This is a genomic window from Microterricola pindariensis (genome assembly GCF_002936985.1).
GTDB lineage: Bacteria > Actinomycetota > Actinomycetes > Actinomycetales > Microbacteriaceae > Microterricola > Microterricola pindariensis.
This window is the reverse complement of the sequence record NZ_MPZN01000002.1, coordinates 67,450-86,686: the sequence shown is the minus strand read 5'-3', so window position 1 is coordinate 86,686 and position 19,237 is coordinate 67,450. Positions and strand designations below refer to the sequence as shown.

Sequence of the window (19,237 nt, the reverse complement as noted above, 5' to 3'; positions counted from 1 at the left end):
GCCTGCAGGCGTAGGCTCAGTGCGGCGCACGACCAGGAGGCACGGATGTTCAGCAGCTACACCGCAATCGGCGACAGCTTCACCGAGGGAATGGGCGACGAGCTGCCCGACGGCGCGGTGCGCGGCTGGGCGGACTTCGTCGCGATCGGCCTCTCGCAGGCCTCGGTCGCGGCCGGCGCCGGCCCGATCGGCTACGCCAACCTCGCCATCCGCGGCCGCAAGCTCGGCCCGCTGCTGGCCGAGCAGCTGCCGCCCGCGATCGCCATGAGGCCGGCCCTGCTCAGCCTGAACGGCGGCGGCAACGACATCATGCGCCCGAAGGTGCTCATCGACGACGTGGCGGAGCAGCTGGTGCAGGCGGCCAGGCAGGCGGCGGATGCCGGCATCCACGTGCTGCTGCTGAGCGGCGCGAACCCGGGCAAGCACCTGCCCATGGGCGCCGTGATGAACCGGCGCGGCGACGAGCTGGCCGAGGCCGTCACGAAGCGGTTCCCGATCGAGAACATGACGTACGTCGACAACTGGTCAGACCAGGAGCTCACCAGAATCGAGTACTGGTCCAGCGACAAGCTGCACCTGAACGCCCTCGGCCACGCCCGCGTCGCCGGCAACGTGCTGCGCGGGCTCGGCGTCGAGGTGCCCGCCGGGTGGGGCATCGACGAGGCGGCGATCTCCCGGGCGAACGCGCGCAACAACCTCGGCTACTACCGCGACTACGTCGTGCCGTGGATCGGCCGGCGCCTCACCGGGCGCTCCTCCGGCGACGGCCGCGCGCCGAAGCGGGCCAGCCTGCTGCCGGTCGTGGTCGAGGCCACGGGCGCCACAGGAACCGGCGCATGACGGGCGTTCCCCCCGTCTTCATCGCGGGGCCGGCGTCCTGGAACCACATCGTGCAGCTGGACGCGCTGCCGGATCCGACCCCGCACATGCAATTCGCGGAGGCCGACTGGCACACAGTTGGCGGCACCTCGGCCGGCAAGGCGCTGCACCTGGCCGAGCTCGGCGTGCCCGTCGCCCTGCACACGCTGCTCGGCGAGGATGCGGACGGCGCGCACCTCCGCGCGCTGCTCGGCGCGGTGCCCGGCATCGAGCTGATCGCCACGACCGTGCCCGGCCCGAGCGAGCGCCACCTCAACCTGATGGACCCGCGCGGCGGCCGGGTCTCGCTCTACCTCAGCACGCCGGCGGCACCGGGCAGCGCGGATGCCGCAGCACCCGGCATCCGCACGGCACAACAATCGGCGCTGCGCTCGGCGGCGGCCGCCGTGCTCGACCTGGCCCCGCTCGGAATCCCGCTGCTCGCCGAGGCTCTGGAGGCCGGCGTGCCGGTCTGGACCGACATCCACGACTATGACGGCAGCGCCAGCTTCCACCAGCCGTTCATCGACGCGGCCAGCTTCGTCTTCATGAACGCCGACAAGATCGGCGACCCGCTGCCCTTCGCCCGGCAGCGCATCGCGGCCGGCAGCCGCCTCGTCGTCTGCACCCTGGGCGCCGACGGGGCCGTGGCGGTCGACGAGAACGGCACGGTGCACCGGGTGGAGGCCGTGCCGGTGCCGACCATCGTCGACACCAACGGCGCGGGCGACGCCTTCTTCGCCGGCTACCTCGCGGCGAGCCTCGGCGGCGCCGGGGTGGCTGACGCCCTCACGGCCGCGGCACGACAGGCCGCCCGGGCCCTCGGCACGCGGCACCTGAGCCCGCTGCTCGACGGCGCCGACGAGCTGAAGCGCTGAGCGCTGAGCGCTGAGCGCTGAGCGTTCACGTGCGGAGCACGGCCGACGCCGCGCCCTGCCGACTAGTCGAACTTCTCGAGCAGGTGGATCGGCAGGCCGATCGAGAGCGCGACAACGCCGATGCCGCCGGCGAACATCGCCATCTCGGCACCGGGCGTGCTGAAGGCGTAGCCCATCATCACGAGCCCACCGATGAATCCAAGAATTGCCAGAATCGCAATAAAGCCGTTCATTTCGGTGTCCTCCGCAGTGTCCGATCGCGTGCTCAGGCACGCCTTGCTCCAGTCTGGCATGAATCCCCCAGCGGGGGCGCGTTGCGTCTGGGCCCGGCGGCAGGGCAAGCTAGATTCCTGCCCGCGGCGACTCGTGGCAGAGGATCGAGTGCAGGGCAATGGAACCAACAGTTCTCGGTGTGATCGCCGTGGCCCTGATCGTCGGCGCGGCGGTGCTCGGCCGCAGGACCGGCGTCGCCTCCGTGTTGATCCTGCTCGTCGTCGGCATCGCAATCGGCTACCTGCCCGGCTTCCCGCCCATCGACATCCCGCCGGAGTGGATCCTGGCCGGGGTGCTGCCGCTGCTGCTCTATTCCTCCTCCGTCAACGTCGCATTCACCGACTTCCGGCGGAACTTCCGCGCCATCGCGGGGCTCTCGGTGACGCTCGTCGTCGTCACCTCGGTGGCCGTCGGGTTCTTGCTGTACCTGCTGATGCCCGGACTCGGCCTGGCCGCGGCCATCGCGCTGGGCGCGGTGATCAGCCCGACGGATGCCGTCGCCGCCACCTCGATCGCCAAGCGGCTCGGGCTGCCGAGCCGCCTCGTCGCCGTGCTGGAGGGCGAGAGCCTGGTCAACGACGCGAGCGCCCTCGTGCTGCTGCGCTCGGCGGTGGCGGCCACCGCGGGCGCGGTGAGCCTGTGGGAGGTCGCCGGCGACTTCGTCTACGCCTCGGCGCTCGGCGTCGGGATCGGCCTCGTCGTGGGCTTCGTCACGGTGTGGATCAGGGCGCGCATCAGCGAGCCCGTGGTCACCACCACGATCTCCTTCGCGATTCCCTTCGTCGCCTTCGTGCCGGCCGAGCACTTCGGGGCGTCCGGCGTGATCGCCGTCGTCGCCGCCGGGCTGGTCACCGGCCACCGCGGGGCGAGTCGCTTCGCCGCCAACCAGCGCATCAGCGACCACACCAACTGGGCCACCGTGCAGTTCATCCTCGAGCACGCGGTGTTCCTGCTGATGGGCCTCGAACTGCACGCGCTGATCGAAGACGTCTCCGGGGAGGAGGGCGGCGTGCCGTTTGCACTCTTGCTCGGCCTCATCCTCACCGCGCTCGTCGTCGTCATCCGCTTCCTCTTCGTGTTCCTGCAGATGGCGTACCTGCGGCGGTCGGAGCGCAGACTGGTCGAGCGCGGCGATCTGCACCGCGACAGCTTCCGCGACCGGGTCGAGGCCGCGCCCGCCGAGACCGAGCGCCAGATCCGCCGCAAGAGCGGGGTGCTGCGGCGCCTGCGCAAGCACGAGGCCGACAGCGACTTCTACCGCTCGGAGGGGCTGGAGTGGCGGGAGAGTTTCGTCATCTCCTGGGCGGGCATGCGCGGCGTCGTCACGCTGGCCGCTGCGCAGTCGCTGCCGCCCTCGATCCCCTTCCGCAGCACGCTGATCCTGGTCGCCTTCATCGTGGCCATCGTCACGCTGTTGGGCATGGGCGGCACCCTGCCGGCGGTGATCCGCAAGACCCGGATCAGCGGGGGCGGCGAGGAGGCACGCCAGGCCGAGACGCACGAGCTGCTCGACGCCGTGAACCGCGCCGCCGTCGCCGTCCTCGATGACCCGGAGCAGACCGTGATCGACGGCGTCCCGGCCGACCCCGCCGTCCTGGCCGGGCTGCGCCGCCGCTACCAGCGGGCGGCGGCGGTCGAGCTCGCCGAGGACTCCGCGAGCGAGATCGACGCGATCTCGCAGATGCGCATCCTGGACGAGCGGATGCGGCAGACCGCCCGGGCCGAGCTGCTGGACGCCCGCGCCCTCGGCAGCTACAGCTCCGAGGCGATCAGCGCGGTGCAGCGGGTGCTCGACATCGAGGAGAGTCGCTTCGACGCGCTCTGAGCGGGTCGGCCCCTCCCCGCGTCGGCTGGCACTGCTCCCAACTCCCACGTCGGCTGAGCGAGGAACGAGCGAAGCCCTGACACCGCCTGACACTTCGGCCCGTTGGCTTCGGTCGCAAGCTCCCTCGAGCCACCGGAGCGGCCCCGCCCCGCTGGTCGAGTAGGCCCGCCAGGGCCGTATCGAGACCCCGCCACCGGTCTCGATACGCTCGTTCCTCGCTACTCGACCAGCGGGTTTCCGGGACGAGCGGGATCCCGCGGCGTCGGCATCGGCCGCACGCCCCCTCGAGCCAACGGAGCGGGGCGGGGCGCAACCAGCGGGGAAGGGGCTACTCCTCTTGTTCCTCCGACCACCAGCGGATCGAGACGATCTTCGGGTCGAGGCTGATCCGCTGCACGGCGCGCTCCAGTGCGGAGGCGTCGGTGTCGAAGCCGGCCGTCAGCTCGGCGCGCACCTTGACCAGCGAGTTCTTGGTGTTCTGCGCCGTGATGGAGTGCAGGCTGAACTCCGGCCGGTTCACGGCCTGCACCAGTAGGGCGCGCACGCGCGCCTCGCTCTTGTCATTCGTGATGGCCTCCAGCAGGTACTCCACGTCCTGCCCGGCGTTGCCGTCATCCGGACCGATCGCCGACGGTCGGCGGTTGACCATGCGGCCGAGCGGGCGCAGCACCGTGTTCGCCGCGACGATCATCAGCGCCCCGAGCGCGGCCAGCACGTAGAGCCCGGAGCCGGCCAGCGAGCCGATCGCGGCCGCACACCACAGCGTGGCCGCCGTGTTCAGGCCGCGCACGTTCAGCCCCTCGCGCATGATCACGCCGGCGCCGAGGAAGCCGATGCCGGACACCACCTGGGCGGCGACCCGGGTGGGGTCGGCGACCGTGCCCTCGAAGGCGTATGCACCCATCACCACGAACAGCGCGGAGCCGGCCGCGACGAGCGCGTTGGTGCGGATCCCGGCCAGGCGGGAGCGCCACTGGCGCTCCAGCCCGATCACCGCGCCGAACATCAGGCCGGCGAACACCCGCAGGGCGAGCTCGAACGTCTCGGGTGAGAGGTTCACAGCAGGGCCAAGCGCTGGCGCTCCACCCGCCTCTGCCTCTGCATCTCGGGGTCGGGAACGGGCGCGGCCATCAGCAGCTTCTTCGTGTACGGGTGCCGCGGGTCGCCCGTGACCTGCTCGCAGTCGCCGTACTCGACGATCTCGCCGTGGTACATCACGGCCACCCGGTGGCTGATGTGGCGCACCACCGAGAGGTCGTGCGAGACGAAGAGGTAGGCGACGCCGGTGCGGTCCTGAATCTCGATGAACAGGTCGAGCACCCGGGCCTGCGTGGACAGGTCGAGGGCGCTGACCGGCTCGTCGCAGACGATCAGGCGCGGCTCGAGAGCGAGCGCCCTGGCGATCGCGATGCGCTGCCGCTGGCCACCGGAGAACTCCCGGGGCAGGCGCCGGCCGGCATCCGCGGGCAGGCCCACCTGGCCGAGCAGCATCTCGACCCGGTCGGCCGCCTCGCTCTTGGCCACGCCCTGCGCGACGAGCGGCTCGCTCAGCACATCGGCCACCAGCATCGCCGGGTTCAGCGAGGTGTACGGGTCCTGGAAGACCACCTGGATCTCGTGCGCGAGCCCGCGCCGCGCGGCCCGGTCCAGCCCGACGAGCTCGCGGTCGCCATAGCGGATGCTGCCGGAGGACACGGGGGCCAGGCCGAGGATCGCCCGGCCCAGCGTCGTCTTGCCCGAGCCGGACTCACCGACCAGGCCGACCGTCTCGCCGGGCTTGATGTCGAGCGAGACGCCCTTCAGCGCCCGGAACGGCGGCGTGCGGAACCCACGGGACGGGTAGGTGACCTCGACGTCGCGGGCGTCGAGCAGGGTGTCGGACAGCGATTCAGACACTGCGTGAGACATTCAGTGCCTCCTCTCGGGGGCGGTCGTCCTCGGTGGTGATGACGCGCACGGGGCTCTCGGCGCGGCGCAGGGGTGCGCGGGCCGGGGTTCCTTCCAACGTCGAGTCGAGGAGCATCTTCGTGTACGGGTGCACCGGCGCAGCGAACAGCGCGGCGGTGCTGTTCTGCTCGACGATGCGGCCGAGCTGCATCACGGCGACCGTGTCGCACAGGTCGGCGACGACGCCGAAGTTGTGCGTGACGAGCACCATCGCCATGTTGCGCTCCTTCTGCAGGCCGCGCAGGATGTCGAGGATCTCGGCCTGCACGGTGACGTCCAGTGCGGTCGTCGGCTCGTCGGCGATGAGCAGATCGGGGTTGCAGGAGATCGCGCCGGCGATGAGCACGCGCTGTGCCATGCCGCCGGAGATCTGGTGCGGGTAGGCATCGAAGGTGCGCTTGGGGTCGGGGATGCCGACCCGCGCCAGCAGCTCCAGCGCCTGCTTGGTCGCCTCCGACTTGCTCAGCCCGAGCTGGGCGCGCATCGGCTCGACCAGCTGGAAGCCGACCCGGAAGGCGGGGTCGAGGTTCGACATCGGTTCCTGCGGGATGTAGGCGATGCTCTTGCCGCGCAGCTTGACGCGCGCCTTCTCGGGCATCCCGATCAGATCCTCACCGCGGAAGAACAGAGCGCCGCCGGCGATTTGCGCCTCCTCGGGCAGCAGCCCGAGGATGGCGAACGCCGTCTGCGTCTTGCCCGAGCCGGACTCACCGACCAGGCCGAGCACCTCGCCCTCATTGACCGAGAGCGAGACGCCGTCGACGACGCGCTTGAGCTCGCCGTCGGGCAGCGGGTAGCCGACGACGAGGCTGTCGACCACGAGCAGGGCAGAGCCGGAGGCGATGGCCGGGGTGTTGGCTGCCCGGCGGCCGGGCTGCACGGTGACCGCCATCGTGGAGGTGCGCAGCCTGTCCTTCTTGGGCACCTTGACCTTCGCGCTGTCCTCCATCGCGTCGCGCACCGCGTTGCCGAGCAGGATGAAGGCCGACACGAACAGTCCGATCATGAGCCCGGGCCAGAGGATCAGCCAGGGCGCCTTGTACATGGCCAGGAAGGCCTCCTGGAGCATGCCGCCCCAGGTCGGGGTGCTCGGGTCGCCGAGGCCGATGAACTCGAGGCCGGCCTGGATCAGCACCGCGATGCCGGCGATGAACGCCGCCTGGATGATGATGGGGGCGCGCACCGTGTACAGGATGTGCCTGCCGATGATCGCCCGGCTGGAGAGCCCCGCGACCCTGGCCGCGTCGACGTAGAGCTCGTTCTTGACGCCGATGACGAGGCTGCGCACGAGGCGGAAGATGCCCGGGGAGACCATCACGCCGAGCACGGCCATGGTCACGACCGTGTTCGGGCCGATCACAGCGAACAGCGCGACGAGCACAATCTTGCTCGGCAGCACCATCAGCATGTCGGCCGTCCAGCTGGCGGCGTGATCGAACGGCCCCGCGAAGTAACCGGCCACGAGGCCGGTGACGACTCCGATGACCAACGAGATGACGACGGTGACCGCCGCACCGATGAGGGTCAGCTGCCCGGCGACCAGGAGCCGGCTCAGCACGTCGCGCCCGGAGGCATCGGTGCCCAGCGGGTGCCCGTCGGTGAACGGAGGCATGTTGGTGGCCTGGATGTCGACGTAGGCGGGGTCGAAGGGGGCCAGCAGCTTGGCGAAGACGCTGAGCAGCACGATCACGACGATCACGACGATGCCGCCGCTGCCGAACGGATCGCGGAGGATCTTCTTCAGCACGCCCTCGCGCGGGGCGATGGCCGCGGCCAGCAGCTGCGGGTTGTGTTCGGGGGCTGGGATGCTCATTGCACACGCACCTTCGGGCTGACCCAGCCGTTGACCAGGTCGATGATGAGATTGACTGTGACGACGATGGCGGCCATCGTCATGACGACGGCCATGACGATGGGGATGTCACCGCGCAGGGTGGCATTCAGGGCGAGCAGGCCGAGACCGGGGATCGCGAAGATCTTCTCGATCACGACGGCGCCGCCGATCATGCCGATGAACTGCAGGCTGAGCACGATCAGGGCGGGCGGGGCCGCGTTCCGCAGCACGTGCCGGTAGATGATCGAGCGCGAGGGCACGCCGCGAGAGCGCAGGGTGCGCACGTAGTCCTGGCGCAGCACGTCGATCACCGAGCCTCGGATCAGCTGCGCCGTGCCGGCGATGCCGCCGATGGTGATGGCTGTCACGGGCAGCGCGATGGAGAGCAGCCAGCCGCCGACGCTGTCCTGCGGCTGCACGAAGCCGGTCGCCGGGAAGAGCGGGATGGCGATCGCGAACATGAGGACGAGCACGACGGCGACCCAGAAGTTCGGCAGGGCGACGCCGACGACCGAGAGGATCTGGACGAGGCGGTCGACCCAGCCGCGCCTGACGGCGGCGACGACACCCAGCACGACGCTCAGGATCGTGACCAGCACGAGCGAGACGATCACGACGGAGAGGGTGACGGACAGGCGAGAGGTGATGGCGGCTGTCACGGGTTCTGCGGTGAACCAGGAACGACCGAAGTCGCCGCCGAGCATATTGGTGAACCAGAGGAAGTACTGCGAGAGCAGCGGCTGGTCGAGGCCGAGCTGCGCGGACTTGGCCGCGACCTGGGCGTTGTCGGCCTCCGGGCCGAGGATGTGGCGGGCGATGTCGCCGCCGGTCGAGTAGATCAACACGAAGCTCACGAAGGAGATCGCGACGATGAGTAAGAGGCCGGTGAGGACCCGGCGAATGATGAATGCAACCACGATGCTCCCTTGATGACTGAACAGCTGAGGTGGCGGGGGTGGAGCGAGCGCGACGGCCGCACCACCCCCGCTTCCGCATTACTGAACCGGGGCGTAGTTCCTGATGTAGGGAACCGAGCTGCCGAACTGCATCTGGGTGCTCGTCGCGGCATCCGTCAGCACGATGTTGTCGGCGAAGTAGTTCACGGCGAACCAGGCGTTGTCGGTGACGTACTTGTTCACGGCCTGGTAGGCGGCGTCCTGTTCGGCGCCCGTGGTGGCCTGGACGGTGGCCAGCGCGGCCTCCAGCTCGGGGCTGGTGGCTCCGAACGGGTTCCAGGCACCCTTTGCTGCGATCATCTTGGAGATGTCTCGCCACGGGTGGCCGGAGGTCGAACCGAAGCTGGCGATGGCGTACTCCCCGCCGAGGACCTTGCCGACGACCTCCTCGGGGGCGACCTTCTCCCAGTTGACGGTGACGCCGATGTCGGCGAGCTGCTGGGTGACGAACGGCTGGGTCAGGTCGCCGGGAAGCTCGGGCATCGTGATCTCGAAGCCGTCGGCGTAGCCGGCCTCGGCGAGGAGCGCCTTGGCCTTGGCCGGGTCGAAGGGGTAGGCGTCTTCGAACTCGTCGATGTGGGCGGGGCTCTTCTTGTTGAAGATCTGCTGGCTGGCGTAGCCCGTTCCGCCGTAGATGTTCTCGACGATCGCCTCGCTGTCGACGGCGTGGTTCAGGGCCTGGCGCACCTTGACGTCGCCGAGCGCGGGATTCAGCACACCAGCGCGGTCAAAGATGATGAGTCCGTTCCAGGCGAGCTGGATCGTGTTGCTGGTCAGGCCGCTCGCGTCAGCCTCGTCCTGCACGCTGGCGTCTACCTCTGCCGCGTTCACCTGGCCGGACTTGATGGCGTTCAGGCGGGCGGTGAGGTCATCCATCGGCTTGACGACGATGCTGCTGTACGGGTACGCCTCGGCGTTCCAGTAGTCGGGGTTGCGCACGTAGCGGTACTCGCTGCCGCGGATGGTGGCGTCGGTGTCGAGCAGGTACGGGCCGGAGCCGACCGGGACGGTGGCGAAGCTGTCGGTGCCGAAAGCAGCAGGCGATGCCATCGCTCCGGCCACGAGGCCCAGGTAGTAGGTGAAGGCGGGGTCCGGTGCCTTCATCGTGATGGAGACAGTGAACTCGTCGACGACCTCGACGCTGTCCACGAGGCCGACCATGTAGACGCTGACGCCGGTGCCGGCCTGGAGGTGCTCGATGTTGGCCTTGACGGCCTCGGCGTTGAACGGCTCGCCGTCGCTGAAGGTCACGTCATCGCGGAGCGTCAGCGTGAGCACGGTGTTGTCGTCGTTGTAGCTCCACTCGGTGGCCAGGTTGGCCTCGAGCGTGCCGTCGGGGGCGACGGTGAGCAGCGTGTCGTAGACGGGCTGCCAGTACTGCACCTGGCGGCCGGTGTCGAGCGCGCCGGTGTCGAAGCTCGCCAGATCCTGCAGCGCAGCGATCGTGAGCGTCTGGTCTGCGGCGGGGCCGGGCTCTGCGCCACCGCCTCCTTCTGTGCCTCCAGCGGCACAGCCGCTCAGCGCCAAGACCGCGCCAGTGGCCAGGGCAATGCCTGTCAGCCAAATCTTCTTCTGTGTACGCATCAAAAGTGGACCTCCTCGTCCGTGAAGCTGTCGTGCAGTTCTTCGGGCCGCTGCGCGGTACGCCGCGAGCAGCCCGGGCGACGTGTGTCGCCGGTGCAAGTGGTCGTCCGGGGTGGCACTCATCCTCAAGTGCCGACCGGCTTGCCAAGAACCTACCGGTCACTCGGTTTCAAATGCAAGCACGGTTCGGTTTTTGACACCGAGCCGTGACAAAGCGGCGCCCGACACCGGATGCCCCGGCGAGGCGCCGCGCGAACAAGCCGATCCGGCGGTGCGAGTGTTACTGCGCGGCGGCCCCGACGCCCGCGGCGCCCTCGACCAGCCAGGGGTCCAACACCCGGCCGAGCAACTCGATGCCGGCCAGCAAGTCGACCGAATCGTCGTGCAGCCACTGCACTTGGAGCCCGTCCGAGACCGCGATCAGCAGGGTGGCCAAGGCCACAGGATCGATGTCGGGGCGAATGCGCCCCTGCCGCATCTGCAGGGCGACCTCGGCAGCCCAATCGGCGCGCACCATCGCATAGCGGTTGCGCATGTACTCGGCGGCGGGGTGGCCAACGGTCAGCGACTCGGCCGCCATGATGCAGAAGAATCGGGTCCACATCGGGTTCGCCGTGTTGTGCTCGGCGAGGGGGCGCAGCGACTCGAGCACGGAGCTCTGCCGGTTCGTCCCCTCGAACCCGGCCCGCTCGGAGTCCTGGGTGAAGTGCTCCTCCAGCACGGCGAAGAGCAGCTGCTCCTTGGACTTGAAGTGGTGCAGCAACCCGGACTGGGTGAAGCCGATCCGCTCGGCGAGTTGGTGAAGTGAGGCACCGAGGTAGCCCTGCTCGGCGAACAGCAGGTCGGCCTCGCGGAGAATCTGGGCGCGCCGCTTCTTGCCCTTGGGGCTGCTCTCCCCCACTTTGGAACCCATGCCGACCCTCCGCTTGATGCCACGAGCCTGCCATCGTAGCGACAAGCGACACGGCCATCCACCATGCGGAGGAGGCCGACACGAAAACCCGCCGTGCGGCGGATGCCGTGCGGCATCCGCGGCTCGTAACCTGAGAGCACCGCAGCGAAAGGTGCCCCCGTGTTAGAGATCCGGAACGTCAACAAGAGCTACGGCGAGCGCGCCGTTCTACAGGATGTGAGCTTCACCGTCGGCCGCGGCCGGATGACGGGCTTCGTCGGCGGCAACGGCGCCGGCAAGACCACGACGATGCGCATCATCCTCGGGGTGCTGAGCGCGGATGCCGGCACGGTCAGCCTCGACGGAGCGCCGCTGACGGCGGCCGACCGCCGCCGCTTCGGCTACATGCCGGAGGAGCGCGGGCTCTACCCGAAGATGCGGGTGCACGAGCAGCTGGTCTACCTGGCCCGCCTGCACGGCTTCGCGCCGGCCGCGGCCAAGCGCAACGCGACCGCCCTGCTGGAGCAGCTCGGCCTCGGCGAGCGCGCCAACGACACCGTGGAGAGCCTCTCGCTCGGCAACCAGCAGCGCGCCCAGATCGCGGCGGCGCTGGTGCACGAGCCCGAGGTGCTGGTGCTGGACGAGCCGTTCAGCGGCCTGGACCCGATGGCCGTGGACGTCGTGCTCGGCGTGCTGCAGTCGCACGCGGCATCCGGGGCGCCCGTGCTGTTCAGCTCGCACCAGCTCGACATCGTCGAGCGGCTCTGCGACGATCTGGTGATCATCGCAGACGGCCGGATCCGCGCCAACGACTCGACCGACGCGCTGCGCAAGCAGCACGGCTCCTCCCGCTACGAGATTCTGCTGGGCGGCGGCGAGGGCGGCACCGGCGACGCCGGCTGGCTGCGCGAGGTCGCCGGCGTCTCCGTCATCGACTTCGACGGCGGCTACGCCCTGTTCGAGGCCGGCGACGAGGCCCGCGCCGCCGTGCTCGAGCGTGCAGTGGCCAGCGGCCAGCTGGCCAGCTTCGGCCCGCACGAGCCCTCCCTTGCCCAGGTCTTCCGAGAGGTGATCCGCTGATGAGCACGACGACGACCCCGCGCACCGCGCGCACCGCCCCGAGCATGATGAGCAGCGTCGGCCTCGTCGCCGGCCGCGAAATCAGCGTGCGGATGCGCAGCAAGGCGTTCCTGATCTCGACGGGCATCCTCATGCTCGCCGTGCTCGCCTCGGTCATGTTCGGCGGCCTGGCCAGCCAGAACCCCGAGCTGACCAAGGTCGCCGTGATCGGCAGCTCCGCGGATGCCGCGAGCAGCGCGATCGCCGCCACCGACTCGCTGGAGGCCGTCACCGCCGACTCGCTCGAGCAGGCGGAGCAGATGCTGCGCGACGGCGAGGTGAGCGCCATCGTCGTGCCGAGCGAGGACGCGGCATCCGCGAACCCGGTCACCGTGATCGGGCTCGACCAGGCCCCGAGCGACGTCGTCGGCGCCCTGAGCATCCGGCCGACGATCGAGCTGCTCGACGAGCCCGGGCAGAACCCGTTCCTGATCTACCTCGTCGCGATCGGCTTCGGGCTCGTCTTCTTCATGTCGGCGATGACCTTCGGCACCACGATTGCGCAGAGCGTTGTGGAGGAGAAGCAGACCCGCATCGTCGAGATCCTGATGTCGACGATCCCGGTGCGGGCGCTCCTGGCCGGCAAGGTGGTCGGCAACAGTGTGATGGCGTTCCTGCAGATCGTGGCAATCGCGGCGCTGGCGATCCTCGGCATGGTGGTCACCAGCCAGAAGGTGCTGCTCGGCACCCTCGGCAGCTCGGTGATCTGGTTCGTGGTGTTCTTCGCCATCGGCTTCGTGATGCTGGCGGCGCTCTACGCGGCCACGGCCTCGATGGTGTCGCGCTCCGAGGACATCGGCTCGGTGACCTCCCCCGTGATGATCCTCGTCATGCTGCCCTACATCCTGGTGATCCTCTTCAACAACAACCCGACCGTGCTCGCCGTGATGAGCTACGTGCCGTTCTCGGCGCCGGTCGGCATGCCGATGCGCATCTTCCTCGGCACGGCCGAGTGGTGGGAGCCGCTGCTCTCGCTCGCCATCCTGGTGCTCACGACCGTGCTCACCCTCGCGCTCGGCTCGCGCATCTACAGCAACTCGCTGCTGCGACTCGGCGCCCGGGTCAAGCTCTCCGAGGCCCTCAAGCGCTGACCCCGCCCCTCCCAAGCCCCCTCCCACCCCCGTCGAGACTGCGCGACTTGTAGTTCAGGAGGCCCTGAACGACAAGTCGCGCAGTCTCGGCGCATGGGAGGGGGCGGGAGGGGCGAGCTGCGGGGCGGGCAGGGCTCAGGCGGGGAGGGCAGCGATCAGGTTTGACACGGCGAGCTCTGTCGCCCGGCGAGTGCTGGCATCGGTGAAGCCGCCGAGGTGCGGGGTGAGTATCACCCGGGGGTGGAGAAGCAGTGGGGTGAGCGCGGGCGGCTCGCTGTCGAAGGCGTCAACGGCGTATGCCGAGATGTGGCCGCTCTCCAGTGCCGCCAGGACGGCGTCGTGATCGACGAGGGCGGAGCGTGCGGTGTTCACGAGCACCGCGCCCCTCTTCGTGGTCGCAAGCAGCTCGGCGGTCACCAGCGGCGTGCCGCCGGCGAGCGGCGGGCTGTGCAGCGAGATGACGTCGGCCCGCGCGAACAGCTCGCCCAGCGTGGCGCTCGTCGCCCCGGAATCCGGCTCGACGTCGGCGTAGGCGTCATGGGCGATGAGCGTTGCACCGAGTGCGCCGCCCAGGCGCGCGACGCATCGGCCGATTGCTCCGAAACCGACGATCCCCAGGGTGATGTCCGGCATCTCGCGACCCATCGACCGCTGCCACCGGCCGGATTTCATCGTCGCGTTCGCCTCGGGGAGCCCCCGAAGCGCGGCGAGGGCCAGTAGGATCGCCAGCTCCGCGACGCCGCGCGAGTTCGCCCCGCGTGCCAAGGCCACCAGCACCCCGTGCTTTTCCGCAGCCGCCACATCGACGGCGTCGGCTCCGACCCCATTGCGGCTGATGACGCGCAGGCGGGGAGCACGCGCGAGGACGCGCGCCGAGATCACCTCGACGCCCGCGAGCCAGGCGTCGACCCCGGGCACGAGCTCGAGGAGCTCCTCCTCAGTTGGCAGCCGGCCGGCCGGGCCGGAGACCAGTTCGTGCCCGCGCTCGCGCAGGGGGTCCAGCTCGCGAAGGTTCTCGAGCCCCGCCGCCGTCATCGAGCGGGGCGTGATCAGAATGCGCATCGGTGTCCTCCTCGGTGCCGGGTCAGCTGCGGGTGGAGGCTGCGATCGCCGCCAAGCTGTCGAAGACGGGACCACTCGTGGGGATCTCGACGTCGAAGACCTCGGCGATGACCTGGGTCCAGCCGTGCAGGAAATAGACCCAGCCGTCCTCGATCTGCAGCGAGCGCTCGCTCTCGGCGGCGCGGGCCTGGTCGAGGAAGACCAGGTCGCCGCGGTAGTTGAGGTCCCAGACGACGGCGTGCTCCGGGAACCGGGCGGCGTCGGAGAGCGGCGAACCGGGGGCATCCTTGCCGAGGCCCGTCGCGTTGATGACGACGGCCCGAGCGCTCGCAGCGGCGAGAACGCTGTCGTTATGGCCGGGGGTCGGCGCCAACTCGGTGAACAGCACGCCGTCGGTCCCGGAGGCGTCGTGCACTGCACGCAGCGTCTCCAGCCGTGCCGCGCTTCGATTCGTCACGATGACTCGCGCGGGGCGGTCGGCGCCGCGGGAGGGGTGGGACAGATACCAGTCGATGGCGATCGCCGAGCCTCCGGCGCCGAAGACGACGACGTCTGTCGGCTGTGCCGCGAAGTAGCCGGCCGGGAGGAATGCGTCCAGCGCCAGCCCAGACGAGTAGGGGTCTTTCGCGTGGGCCCGGAACACACCATCGCGTTTCGAGAGGCAGCTCACCTCGTCCATCAGCACGGCGAGCGGGTCAACCTCGTCGAAGAGGTCTCGTGCCGCCGCGTACAGGTCGATCTTGTGCGTCGTCACGAGGGCGCCGAGGCTGAGCTCGTCCGCCTTCAGGAATTCGACGACGGCTCGATAGTGCTCGGCCGGAGCGTGCAGGGCGAGGTCGATCCCTACGAGCTCGACATCGCCGAGCCCCAAGGCCTCCGCCCATCTCGGGAAGACCTCCCGGATCGAGGAGTGCCCGGTTGTCACGCCGATGAAGTAGAAGCTCGGCTTCGCGGCCGCCTCGAGGGTGTCATGGGTGAAAGTGCGGTACATGCTGGTGTTCTTCTCCCTAATGCTCATGCTGCGTCGGATGTCGCGGCGTTGAAGGCCGCGACGGTGGCCACCGCCGCGCGGGCGGCGTCGCCGATGAGCTCGAAGCGCCCCTCGCCGATCGCGGCGCGCGGGGCGATCCAGGTGCCCCCGATCGCGAACACGTTCTCGAGCGCGAGGTACGCGCCGAGACCGGCGGGGCGGATGCCCCCCGTCGGCATGAACTGGATGTCGAGGCCTGCGAACGGCGCCCCGAGAGCACCGACCGCCGCGGCTCCGCCCGATTGCTCGGCCGGGAAGAACTTGAGCCGCCGATGCCCGCACTCGACTGCGGCCAGGATCTCGCTCGCCGACACGGCGCCGGGCAGGAAGGGGAGCTCGGCGTCGGCGGCCGCGGCGGAGAGCTCGGGGGTGAAGCCGGGAGCGACGCCGAAGTGGGCGCCGGCGCGGGCCGCATCCGCCACGTGGTCGGCACTGAGCAACGTTCCCGCACCGACGAGGACGTCGGGGACCTCCGCACTGATCGCGCGGATCGCGTCCAAGGCCGCGGGGGTTCGCAGCGTGACCTCCATGACGGGCAGGCCGGCTGCGAGCAGCGTGCGCGCCAGCTCCACGCCGCAGGCGATCTCGGTGATCTCGACGACGGGCACGATCCGCGCCGCGCTCAGCCGTGCGAACACGGTCTCGCTCATGCCGCGGCCTCGCGCGTGTACCCACGATGCCGCGGGTTGGGAATGGTCGTCCAGCCGTCGCCATCGCTCACGACGAGGTGCTTCATCCCGCCTGCGTCGCCGATGATCCCGTAGTTCTGACCGGCATCCGCGGCGTAGCAGAAGAGGGTCACGAAGGGCTCGTCGCCGACGTTGACACTGCGGTGGATCCACTGGCCGGGCACGTTGACGGCCTTGCCCGGTGTGAGCTCGACGGCCGAGCAGTCCCCGTCGGCCGTCTCGAGGAGCATCACGCCCTTGCCGCTCAGGCAGTAGTAGAGCTCTGCCCGATCTGAGATCTGGTGCAGGTGGCCGCGCGTCACGGCGAACTCGGAACCGTAGCGGCCGGGCAGCAGCGTGCTGGTGCCGATGGTCAGCGCGCCAGGCCCCTCCTGGTACTTCTGCTCGTTGACGGAGTAGACGAGGTGGTCCGCGCCGTTCTCGGCAAGCGTCGCGCGCCAGGCGGCGTCATCGAGGTACACGCCCGCCATCTCTCCGATGTGCTTCTCGTAGCGCCTGGTGCTTCCCTCGAGCGCCCCCGAGGCAGCGATCTCAAGCAACGTCGGTTCGTCGACGATCTGGGTGTGGTGCGTCATCCGGCCCCTCCTTGGGTGGTCACAATGTAGTCATGCTACAAGAATTGATTCAGGCAATGTCGCCAATCCCTCACATGGCGACTTTTCTAGTACCATCAGAGGACCGCCTGACGCTGAATTGTAGTTTTACTAATGTTTCCCGACGACAAGGAACTCCCGTGATCATTTCCCACGACCTCGGAACCACCGGCAACAAGGCCACCCTTGTCTCCAACGACGGAACGATGGTCGCCTCGGTCTCAGTGGGGTACGACGCCGACTTCGGGCCGGGCGGGCGCGCCCAGCAGAATCCGCACGACTGGTGGGAGGCGATGGCCACGGCCAACCGGCTCCTGCTCGAGAAGGGCGGTATCGCCAACACCGAGATTGACGCCGTGTCCTTCTCCGGCCAGATGATGGGCGTCGTGCCCGTCAACGGTGCCGGCGAGCCGGTGCGCCCCGCCATGATCTGGGCCGACACCCGCTCCGGCGCCCAGTGCGACTCCCTCATCGAGCGCATCGGCATGGAGCGCGCCTACGCGATCACAGGGCACCGCCTCAACCCGACCTACTCGCTCTCGAAGATCATGTGGCTGCGCGACACGGAGCCGGAGGTCTTCGCCACCATCGACAGCGTGCTGCAGGCGAAGGACTACCTCGCCTACCGCCTGACCGGAGTGCGGGTCACCGACCCCTCTGACGCATCGAGCACGAACGCCTACGACCAGGCCGCGCAGGGCTGGTCGCACGAGCTGATCGAGGCGGCCGGGCTCTCGGCGAGCCTGTTCCCCGAGATCGTGGAGTCCACCACCGTCGTCGGAACCGTCACCGCCGCTGCCGCGCGCGAGACGGGGCTCGCCGTTGGAACCCCCGTCGTGATCGGTGGCGGCGACGGCCCGATGGCGGCGCTCGGCGCCGGCATCATCGACGCGTCCTCCGGTGCCTACGCCTACCTCGGATCCTCCTCGTGGGTCTCGCTGAGCTCCGACGAACCGCTGCACGACCCACTCATGCGCTCCATGACCTTCAACCACGTGATCCCCGGCAGATTCGTGCCGACCGCAACGATGCAGGCAGGCGGCGCATCACTGCAGTGGGTCACCCAGCTGCTCTCGCCGAACAATGACGACCGTTTCGCCGAGCTCCTCGGCGCAGCGGCATCGAGCACGGCGTCCGAGGACGGCCTCTTCTTCCTGCCCCACCTGCTCGGCGAGCGCTCGCCCTACTGGAACCCCCAGGCACGGGCGGCATTCGTCGGCATGCTCATGCACCACGACCGCGGCAATCTCACCCGCGCCGTGCTGGAGGGGATCGCGTTCAACCTCAACACGGGGCTCCGTGCCTTCATCGACAACGGCAGCACCATCTCCTCCATCGACGCCATCGGCGGGGCCGCCCACTCTAACCTGCTGCTCGACATCTTCGCGGATGTCTGGGGGGTTCCCGTGGCCGCCCGCAACCTGGTGGATGAGGCGAACGCGATCGGCGCGGCCGTCGTGGCCGGCGTCGGGGTCGGCATCTTCGACGGGTTCGAGGCGGTGCACGGATTCTCCAGCCGCACCGTCGTGCGGGAGCCCGATCGCGCGAACCATGCCCGCTACGGCGGCGAGTACCTGACGTTCATGGACGCATACCGCCGCCTCGAGCCGTGGTTCGACGGCCTCGGGTCCGGCACGGCCCCGCAGCCGGCATGAGCGGAGCGCCCGTGATCCGCACAGTTCTCGGCGATCTCGACCCGTCGCAGCTCGGGGTGCTCGATTACCACGAGCATCTGTTCCAATCCTCGCCGTTGCTGGCCGGGGAGGAGCTCAGCGACGAGGCGCTCTCGGGACGGGAGGCCGGGTTCCTGCACGACGCAGGCGTGGACGCGATGATCGAGGCGACGCCAACGGGACTCGGGCGCGACGTTGAGGCCGTCGCCCGGATCAGCGCGAGGCTCGGGCTCTCGGTCGTGCACACGACGGGTGCGCACCACAGCGGGCACTACGCGCAGGGAGAGCGCCTGCTTGCGCTCTCTGTCGGCGCACTGGCCGAGCGGTTCACCGCCGATATCGCCAGCGGGTTCCTGCGCCAGGACGGGTCCCCCGCCACCGCCCCAGACGGCGGCCCTGTCCGCGCCGGCCTGACGAAGGCCGGCATCCGATATTGGGCCATCAACGGCTTCGAGTACCGCGTCCTCGAGGCTTCGGCGGCGACGAGCACCCGCACCGGGTGCGCCGTCATGGTGCACCTAGACCACGGCTCCGGCGCACACGAGGTGCTCGACATCCTGGACAGGCACGGCGTGCCGGCCGGCCGGGTGTGTCTGGCCCACATCGATCGCAACCTCGACCCCGGGCTGCACACCTCGCTCGCCGAGCGCGGCGCCTTCCTCGGCTACGACGGCGTGGCCCGGCACCGGGAGGCGCCAGACTCCGCGATCCTGGACTGCATGGAGAAGGTGGCCGCCGCGGGGGCGGCCCGGAGCATCCTCCTGGGCGGCGATGTGGCGCGGGCTTCCCGCTATCGCGCCTACGGCGGAATCCCCGGCCTGGACTACCTCCCGACCCGCTTCCTGCCCCGACTCGTCGAGCGCATCGGCAGCGAGCTCGTGCAGCTGGTCACCGTCCAGAACGGGGCACGGCTGCTCACCCTCCCCGGTTGAT

18 protein-coding genes are annotated in these 19,237 nt (G+C 69.7%); 7 read left to right on the top strand and 11 right to left on the bottom strand.

Annotated elements, in window-relative coordinates:
• Positions 1–45: 45 nt before the first annotated feature.
• Together GY24_RS01115 and GY24_RS01110 are read left to right on the top strand one after the other, a co-directional pair.
• On the top strand, positions 46–840 hold the full coding sequence (locus GY24_RS01115) for an SGNH/GDSL hydrolase family protein (RefSeq protein WP_104473974.1): 795 nt from the start codon (positions 46–48) through the stop codon (positions 838–840).
• The gene (locus tag GY24_RS01110; protein ID WP_104473973.1) at positions 837–1,736 is read left to right on the top strand and encodes a carbohydrate kinase family protein; all 900 of its coding nucleotides are present in this window, start codon (positions 837–839) and stop codon (positions 1,734–1,736) included. The genes GY24_RS01115 and GY24_RS01110 overlap by 4 nt, the downstream gene beginning before the upstream one ends.
• A 62-nt stretch (positions 1,737–1,798) precedes the next feature.
• On the opposite strand, the gene GY24_RS17565 is transcribed toward GY24_RS01110, so the two are convergent.
• Positions 1,799–1,969, bottom strand: a complete 171-nt coding sequence (locus tag GY24_RS17565) for a hypothetical protein (RefSeq protein ID WP_161498654.1) — start codon at positions 1,967–1,969, stop codon at positions 1,799–1,801.
• Positions 1,970–2,127: 158 nt separating this feature from the next.
• On the opposite strand from GY24_RS17565, the gene GY24_RS01105 reads away from it, so the two are divergent.
• A complete protein-coding gene (locus GY24_RS01105) occupies positions 2,128–3,834 on the top strand; it encodes a cation:proton antiporter (RefSeq protein ID WP_104473972.1) in 1,707 nt (568 codons plus the stop codon).
• Positions 3,835–4,162: 328 nt separating this feature from the next.
• On the opposite strand, the gene GY24_RS01100 is transcribed toward GY24_RS01105, so the two are convergent.
• The 6 genes from GY24_RS01100 to GY24_RS01075 all read right to left on the bottom strand — a co-directional run bounded on the left by GY24_RS01100 (position 4,163) and on the right by GY24_RS01075 (position 11,068).
• On the bottom strand, positions 4,163–4,894 hold the full coding sequence (locus GY24_RS01100; protein ID WP_233279128.1) for an MgtC/SapB family protein: 732 nt from the start codon (positions 4,892–4,894) through the stop codon (positions 4,163–4,165).
• Positions 4,891–5,742: an ATP-binding cassette domain-containing protein gene (locus GY24_RS01095; RefSeq protein WP_104473971.1), complete on the bottom strand. Its 852-nt coding sequence runs from the start codon at positions 5,740–5,742 to the stop codon at positions 4,891–4,893. The genes GY24_RS01100 and GY24_RS01095 overlap by 4 nt, the downstream gene beginning before the upstream one ends.
• Complete coding sequence (locus GY24_RS01090) at positions 5,723–7,594, bottom strand: dipeptide/oligopeptide/nickel ABC transporter permease/ATP-binding protein (protein ID WP_104473970.1); 1,872 nt, start codon at positions 7,592–7,594, stop codon at positions 5,723–5,725. The genes GY24_RS01095 and GY24_RS01090 overlap by 20 nt, the downstream gene beginning before the upstream one ends.
• Positions 7,591–8,532 carry an ABC transporter permease gene (locus tag GY24_RS01085; RefSeq protein WP_104473969.1) on the bottom strand — a complete coding sequence of 314 codons (942 nt, stop codon included), beginning with the start codon at positions 8,530–8,532 and terminating at the stop codon, positions 7,591–7,593. Before GY24_RS01085 ends, GY24_RS01090 begins: the two co-directional genes overlap by 4 nt.
• A 78-nt stretch (positions 8,533–8,610) precedes the next feature.
• A complete protein-coding gene (locus GY24_RS01080) occupies positions 8,611–10,155 on the bottom strand; it encodes an ABC transporter substrate-binding protein (protein ID WP_161498653.1) in 1,545 nt (514 codons plus the stop codon).
• A gap of 280 nt (positions 10,156–10,435) precedes the next feature.
• A complete protein-coding gene (locus tag GY24_RS01075) occupies positions 10,436–11,068 on the bottom strand; it encodes a TetR/AcrR family transcriptional regulator (RefSeq protein ID WP_104473967.1) in 633 nt (210 codons plus the stop codon).
• 159 nt (positions 11,069–11,227) lie between these two features.
• On the opposite strand from GY24_RS01075, the gene GY24_RS01070 reads away from it, so the two are divergent.
• Positions 11,228–12,127 (top strand): ABC transporter ATP-binding protein, encoded by a 900-nt coding sequence (locus GY24_RS01070; protein ID WP_104473966.1) that lies wholly within the window; start codon positions 11,228–11,230, stop codon positions 12,125–12,127.
• Positions 12,127–13,257: an ABC transporter permease gene (locus GY24_RS01065; protein ID WP_104473965.1), complete on the top strand. Its 1,131-nt coding sequence runs from the start codon at positions 12,127–12,129 to the stop codon at positions 13,255–13,257. The genes GY24_RS01070 and GY24_RS01065 overlap by 1 nt, the downstream gene beginning before the upstream one ends.
• A gap of 135 nt (positions 13,258–13,392) precedes the next feature.
• Here the strand turns inward: GY24_RS01065 and GY24_RS01060 are convergent, their stop codons facing one another.
• From GY24_RS01060 to GY24_RS01045, 4 genes are read right to left on the bottom strand one after another with little or no spacing between them, the layout of a single operon-like run.
• A complete protein-coding gene (locus GY24_RS01060; RefSeq protein WP_104473964.1) occupies positions 13,393–14,319 on the bottom strand; it encodes an NAD(P)-dependent oxidoreductase in 927 nt (308 codons plus the stop codon).
• A gap of 22 nt (positions 14,320–14,341) precedes the next feature.
• Positions 14,342–15,337 (bottom strand): shikimate dehydrogenase family protein, encoded by a 996-nt coding sequence (locus GY24_RS01055; RefSeq protein WP_233279127.1) that lies wholly within the window; start codon positions 15,335–15,337, stop codon positions 14,342–14,344.
• Positions 15,334–15,999, bottom strand: coding sequence for a bifunctional 4-hydroxy-2-oxoglutarate aldolase/2-dehydro-3-deoxy-phosphogluconate aldolase (gene eda / locus GY24_RS01050; RefSeq protein ID WP_104473962.1), 666 nt, complete (start codon positions 15,997–15,999; stop codon positions 15,334–15,336). The genes GY24_RS01055 and eda overlap by 4 nt, the downstream gene beginning before the upstream one ends.
• A complete protein-coding gene (locus GY24_RS01045; RefSeq protein ID WP_104473961.1) occupies positions 15,996–16,613 on the bottom strand; it encodes a glucose-6-phosphate isomerase family protein in 618 nt (205 codons plus the stop codon). Before GY24_RS01045 ends, eda begins: the two co-directional genes overlap by 4 nt.
• A 158-nt stretch (positions 16,614–16,771) precedes the next feature.
• Between GY24_RS01045 and xylB the strand changes: the two genes are divergently transcribed.
• The gene (xylB, locus tag GY24_RS01040) at positions 16,772–18,286 is read left to right on the top strand and encodes a xylulokinase (RefSeq protein ID WP_104473960.1); all 1,515 of its coding nucleotides are present in this window, start codon (positions 16,772–16,774) and stop codon (positions 18,284–18,286) included.
• An 11-nt stretch (positions 18,287–18,297) separates the two neighbouring features.
• Complete coding sequence (locus GY24_RS01035) at positions 18,298–19,236, top strand: phosphotriesterase family protein (RefSeq protein WP_233279126.1); 939 nt, start codon at positions 18,298–18,300, stop codon at positions 19,234–19,236.
• Position 19,237 lies beyond the last annotated feature (1 nt).

What these genes read in the sequence shown, in the direction of transcription:
- GY24_RS01080 (WP_161498653.1), bottom strand. Translation starts at nt 10,155, where the DNA reads ATGCGTACACAGAAGAAGATTTGGCTGACAGGCATTGCCCTGGCCACT.
- GY24_RS01105 (WP_104473972.1), top strand. Translation starts at nt 2,128, where the DNA reads ATGGAACCAACAGTTCTCGGTGTGATCGCCGTGGCCCTGATCGTCGGC.
- GY24_RS01045 (WP_104473961.1), bottom strand. Translation starts at nt 16,613, where the DNA reads ATGACGCACCACACCCAGATCGTCGACGAACCGACGTTGCTTGAGATC.
- GY24_RS17565 (WP_161498654.1), bottom strand. Translation starts at nt 1,969, where the DNA reads ATGAACGGCTTTATTGCGATTCTGGCAATTCTTGGATTCATCGGTGGG.
- GY24_RS01115 (WP_104473974.1), top strand. Translation starts at nt 46, where the DNA reads ATGTTCAGCAGCTACACCGCAATCGGCGACAGCTTCACCGAGGGAATG.
- eda (WP_104473962.1), bottom strand. Translation starts at nt 15,999, where the DNA reads ATGAGCGAGACCGTGTTCGCACGGCTGAGCGCGGCGCGGATCGTGCCC.
- GY24_RS01060 (WP_104473964.1), bottom strand. Translation starts at nt 14,319, where the DNA reads ATGCGCATTCTGATCACGCCCCGCTCGATGACGGCGGCGGGGCTCGAG.
- GY24_RS01090 (WP_104473970.1), bottom strand. Translation starts at nt 7,594, where the DNA reads ATGAGCATCCCAGCCCCCGAACACAACCCGCAGCTGCTGGCCGCGGCC.
- GY24_RS01110 (WP_104473973.1), top strand. Translation starts at nt 837, where the DNA reads ATGACGGGCGTTCCCCCCGTCTTCATCGCGGGGCCGGCGTCCTGGAAC.
- GY24_RS01055 (WP_233279127.1), bottom strand. Translation starts at nt 15,337, where the DNA reads ATGAGCATTAGGGAGAAGAACACCAGCATGTACCGCACTTTCACCCAT.
- GY24_RS01095 (WP_104473971.1), bottom strand. Translation starts at nt 5,742, where the DNA reads ATGTCTCACGCAGTGTCTGAATCGCTGTCCGACACCCTGCTCGACGCC.
- GY24_RS01065 (WP_104473965.1), top strand. Translation starts at nt 12,127, where the DNA reads ATGAGCACGACGACGACCCCGCGCACCGCGCGCACCGCCCCGAGCATG.
- GY24_RS01075 (WP_104473967.1), bottom strand. Translation starts at nt 11,068, where the DNA reads ATGGGTTCCAAAGTGGGGGAGAGCAGCCCCAAGGGCAAGAAGCGGCGC.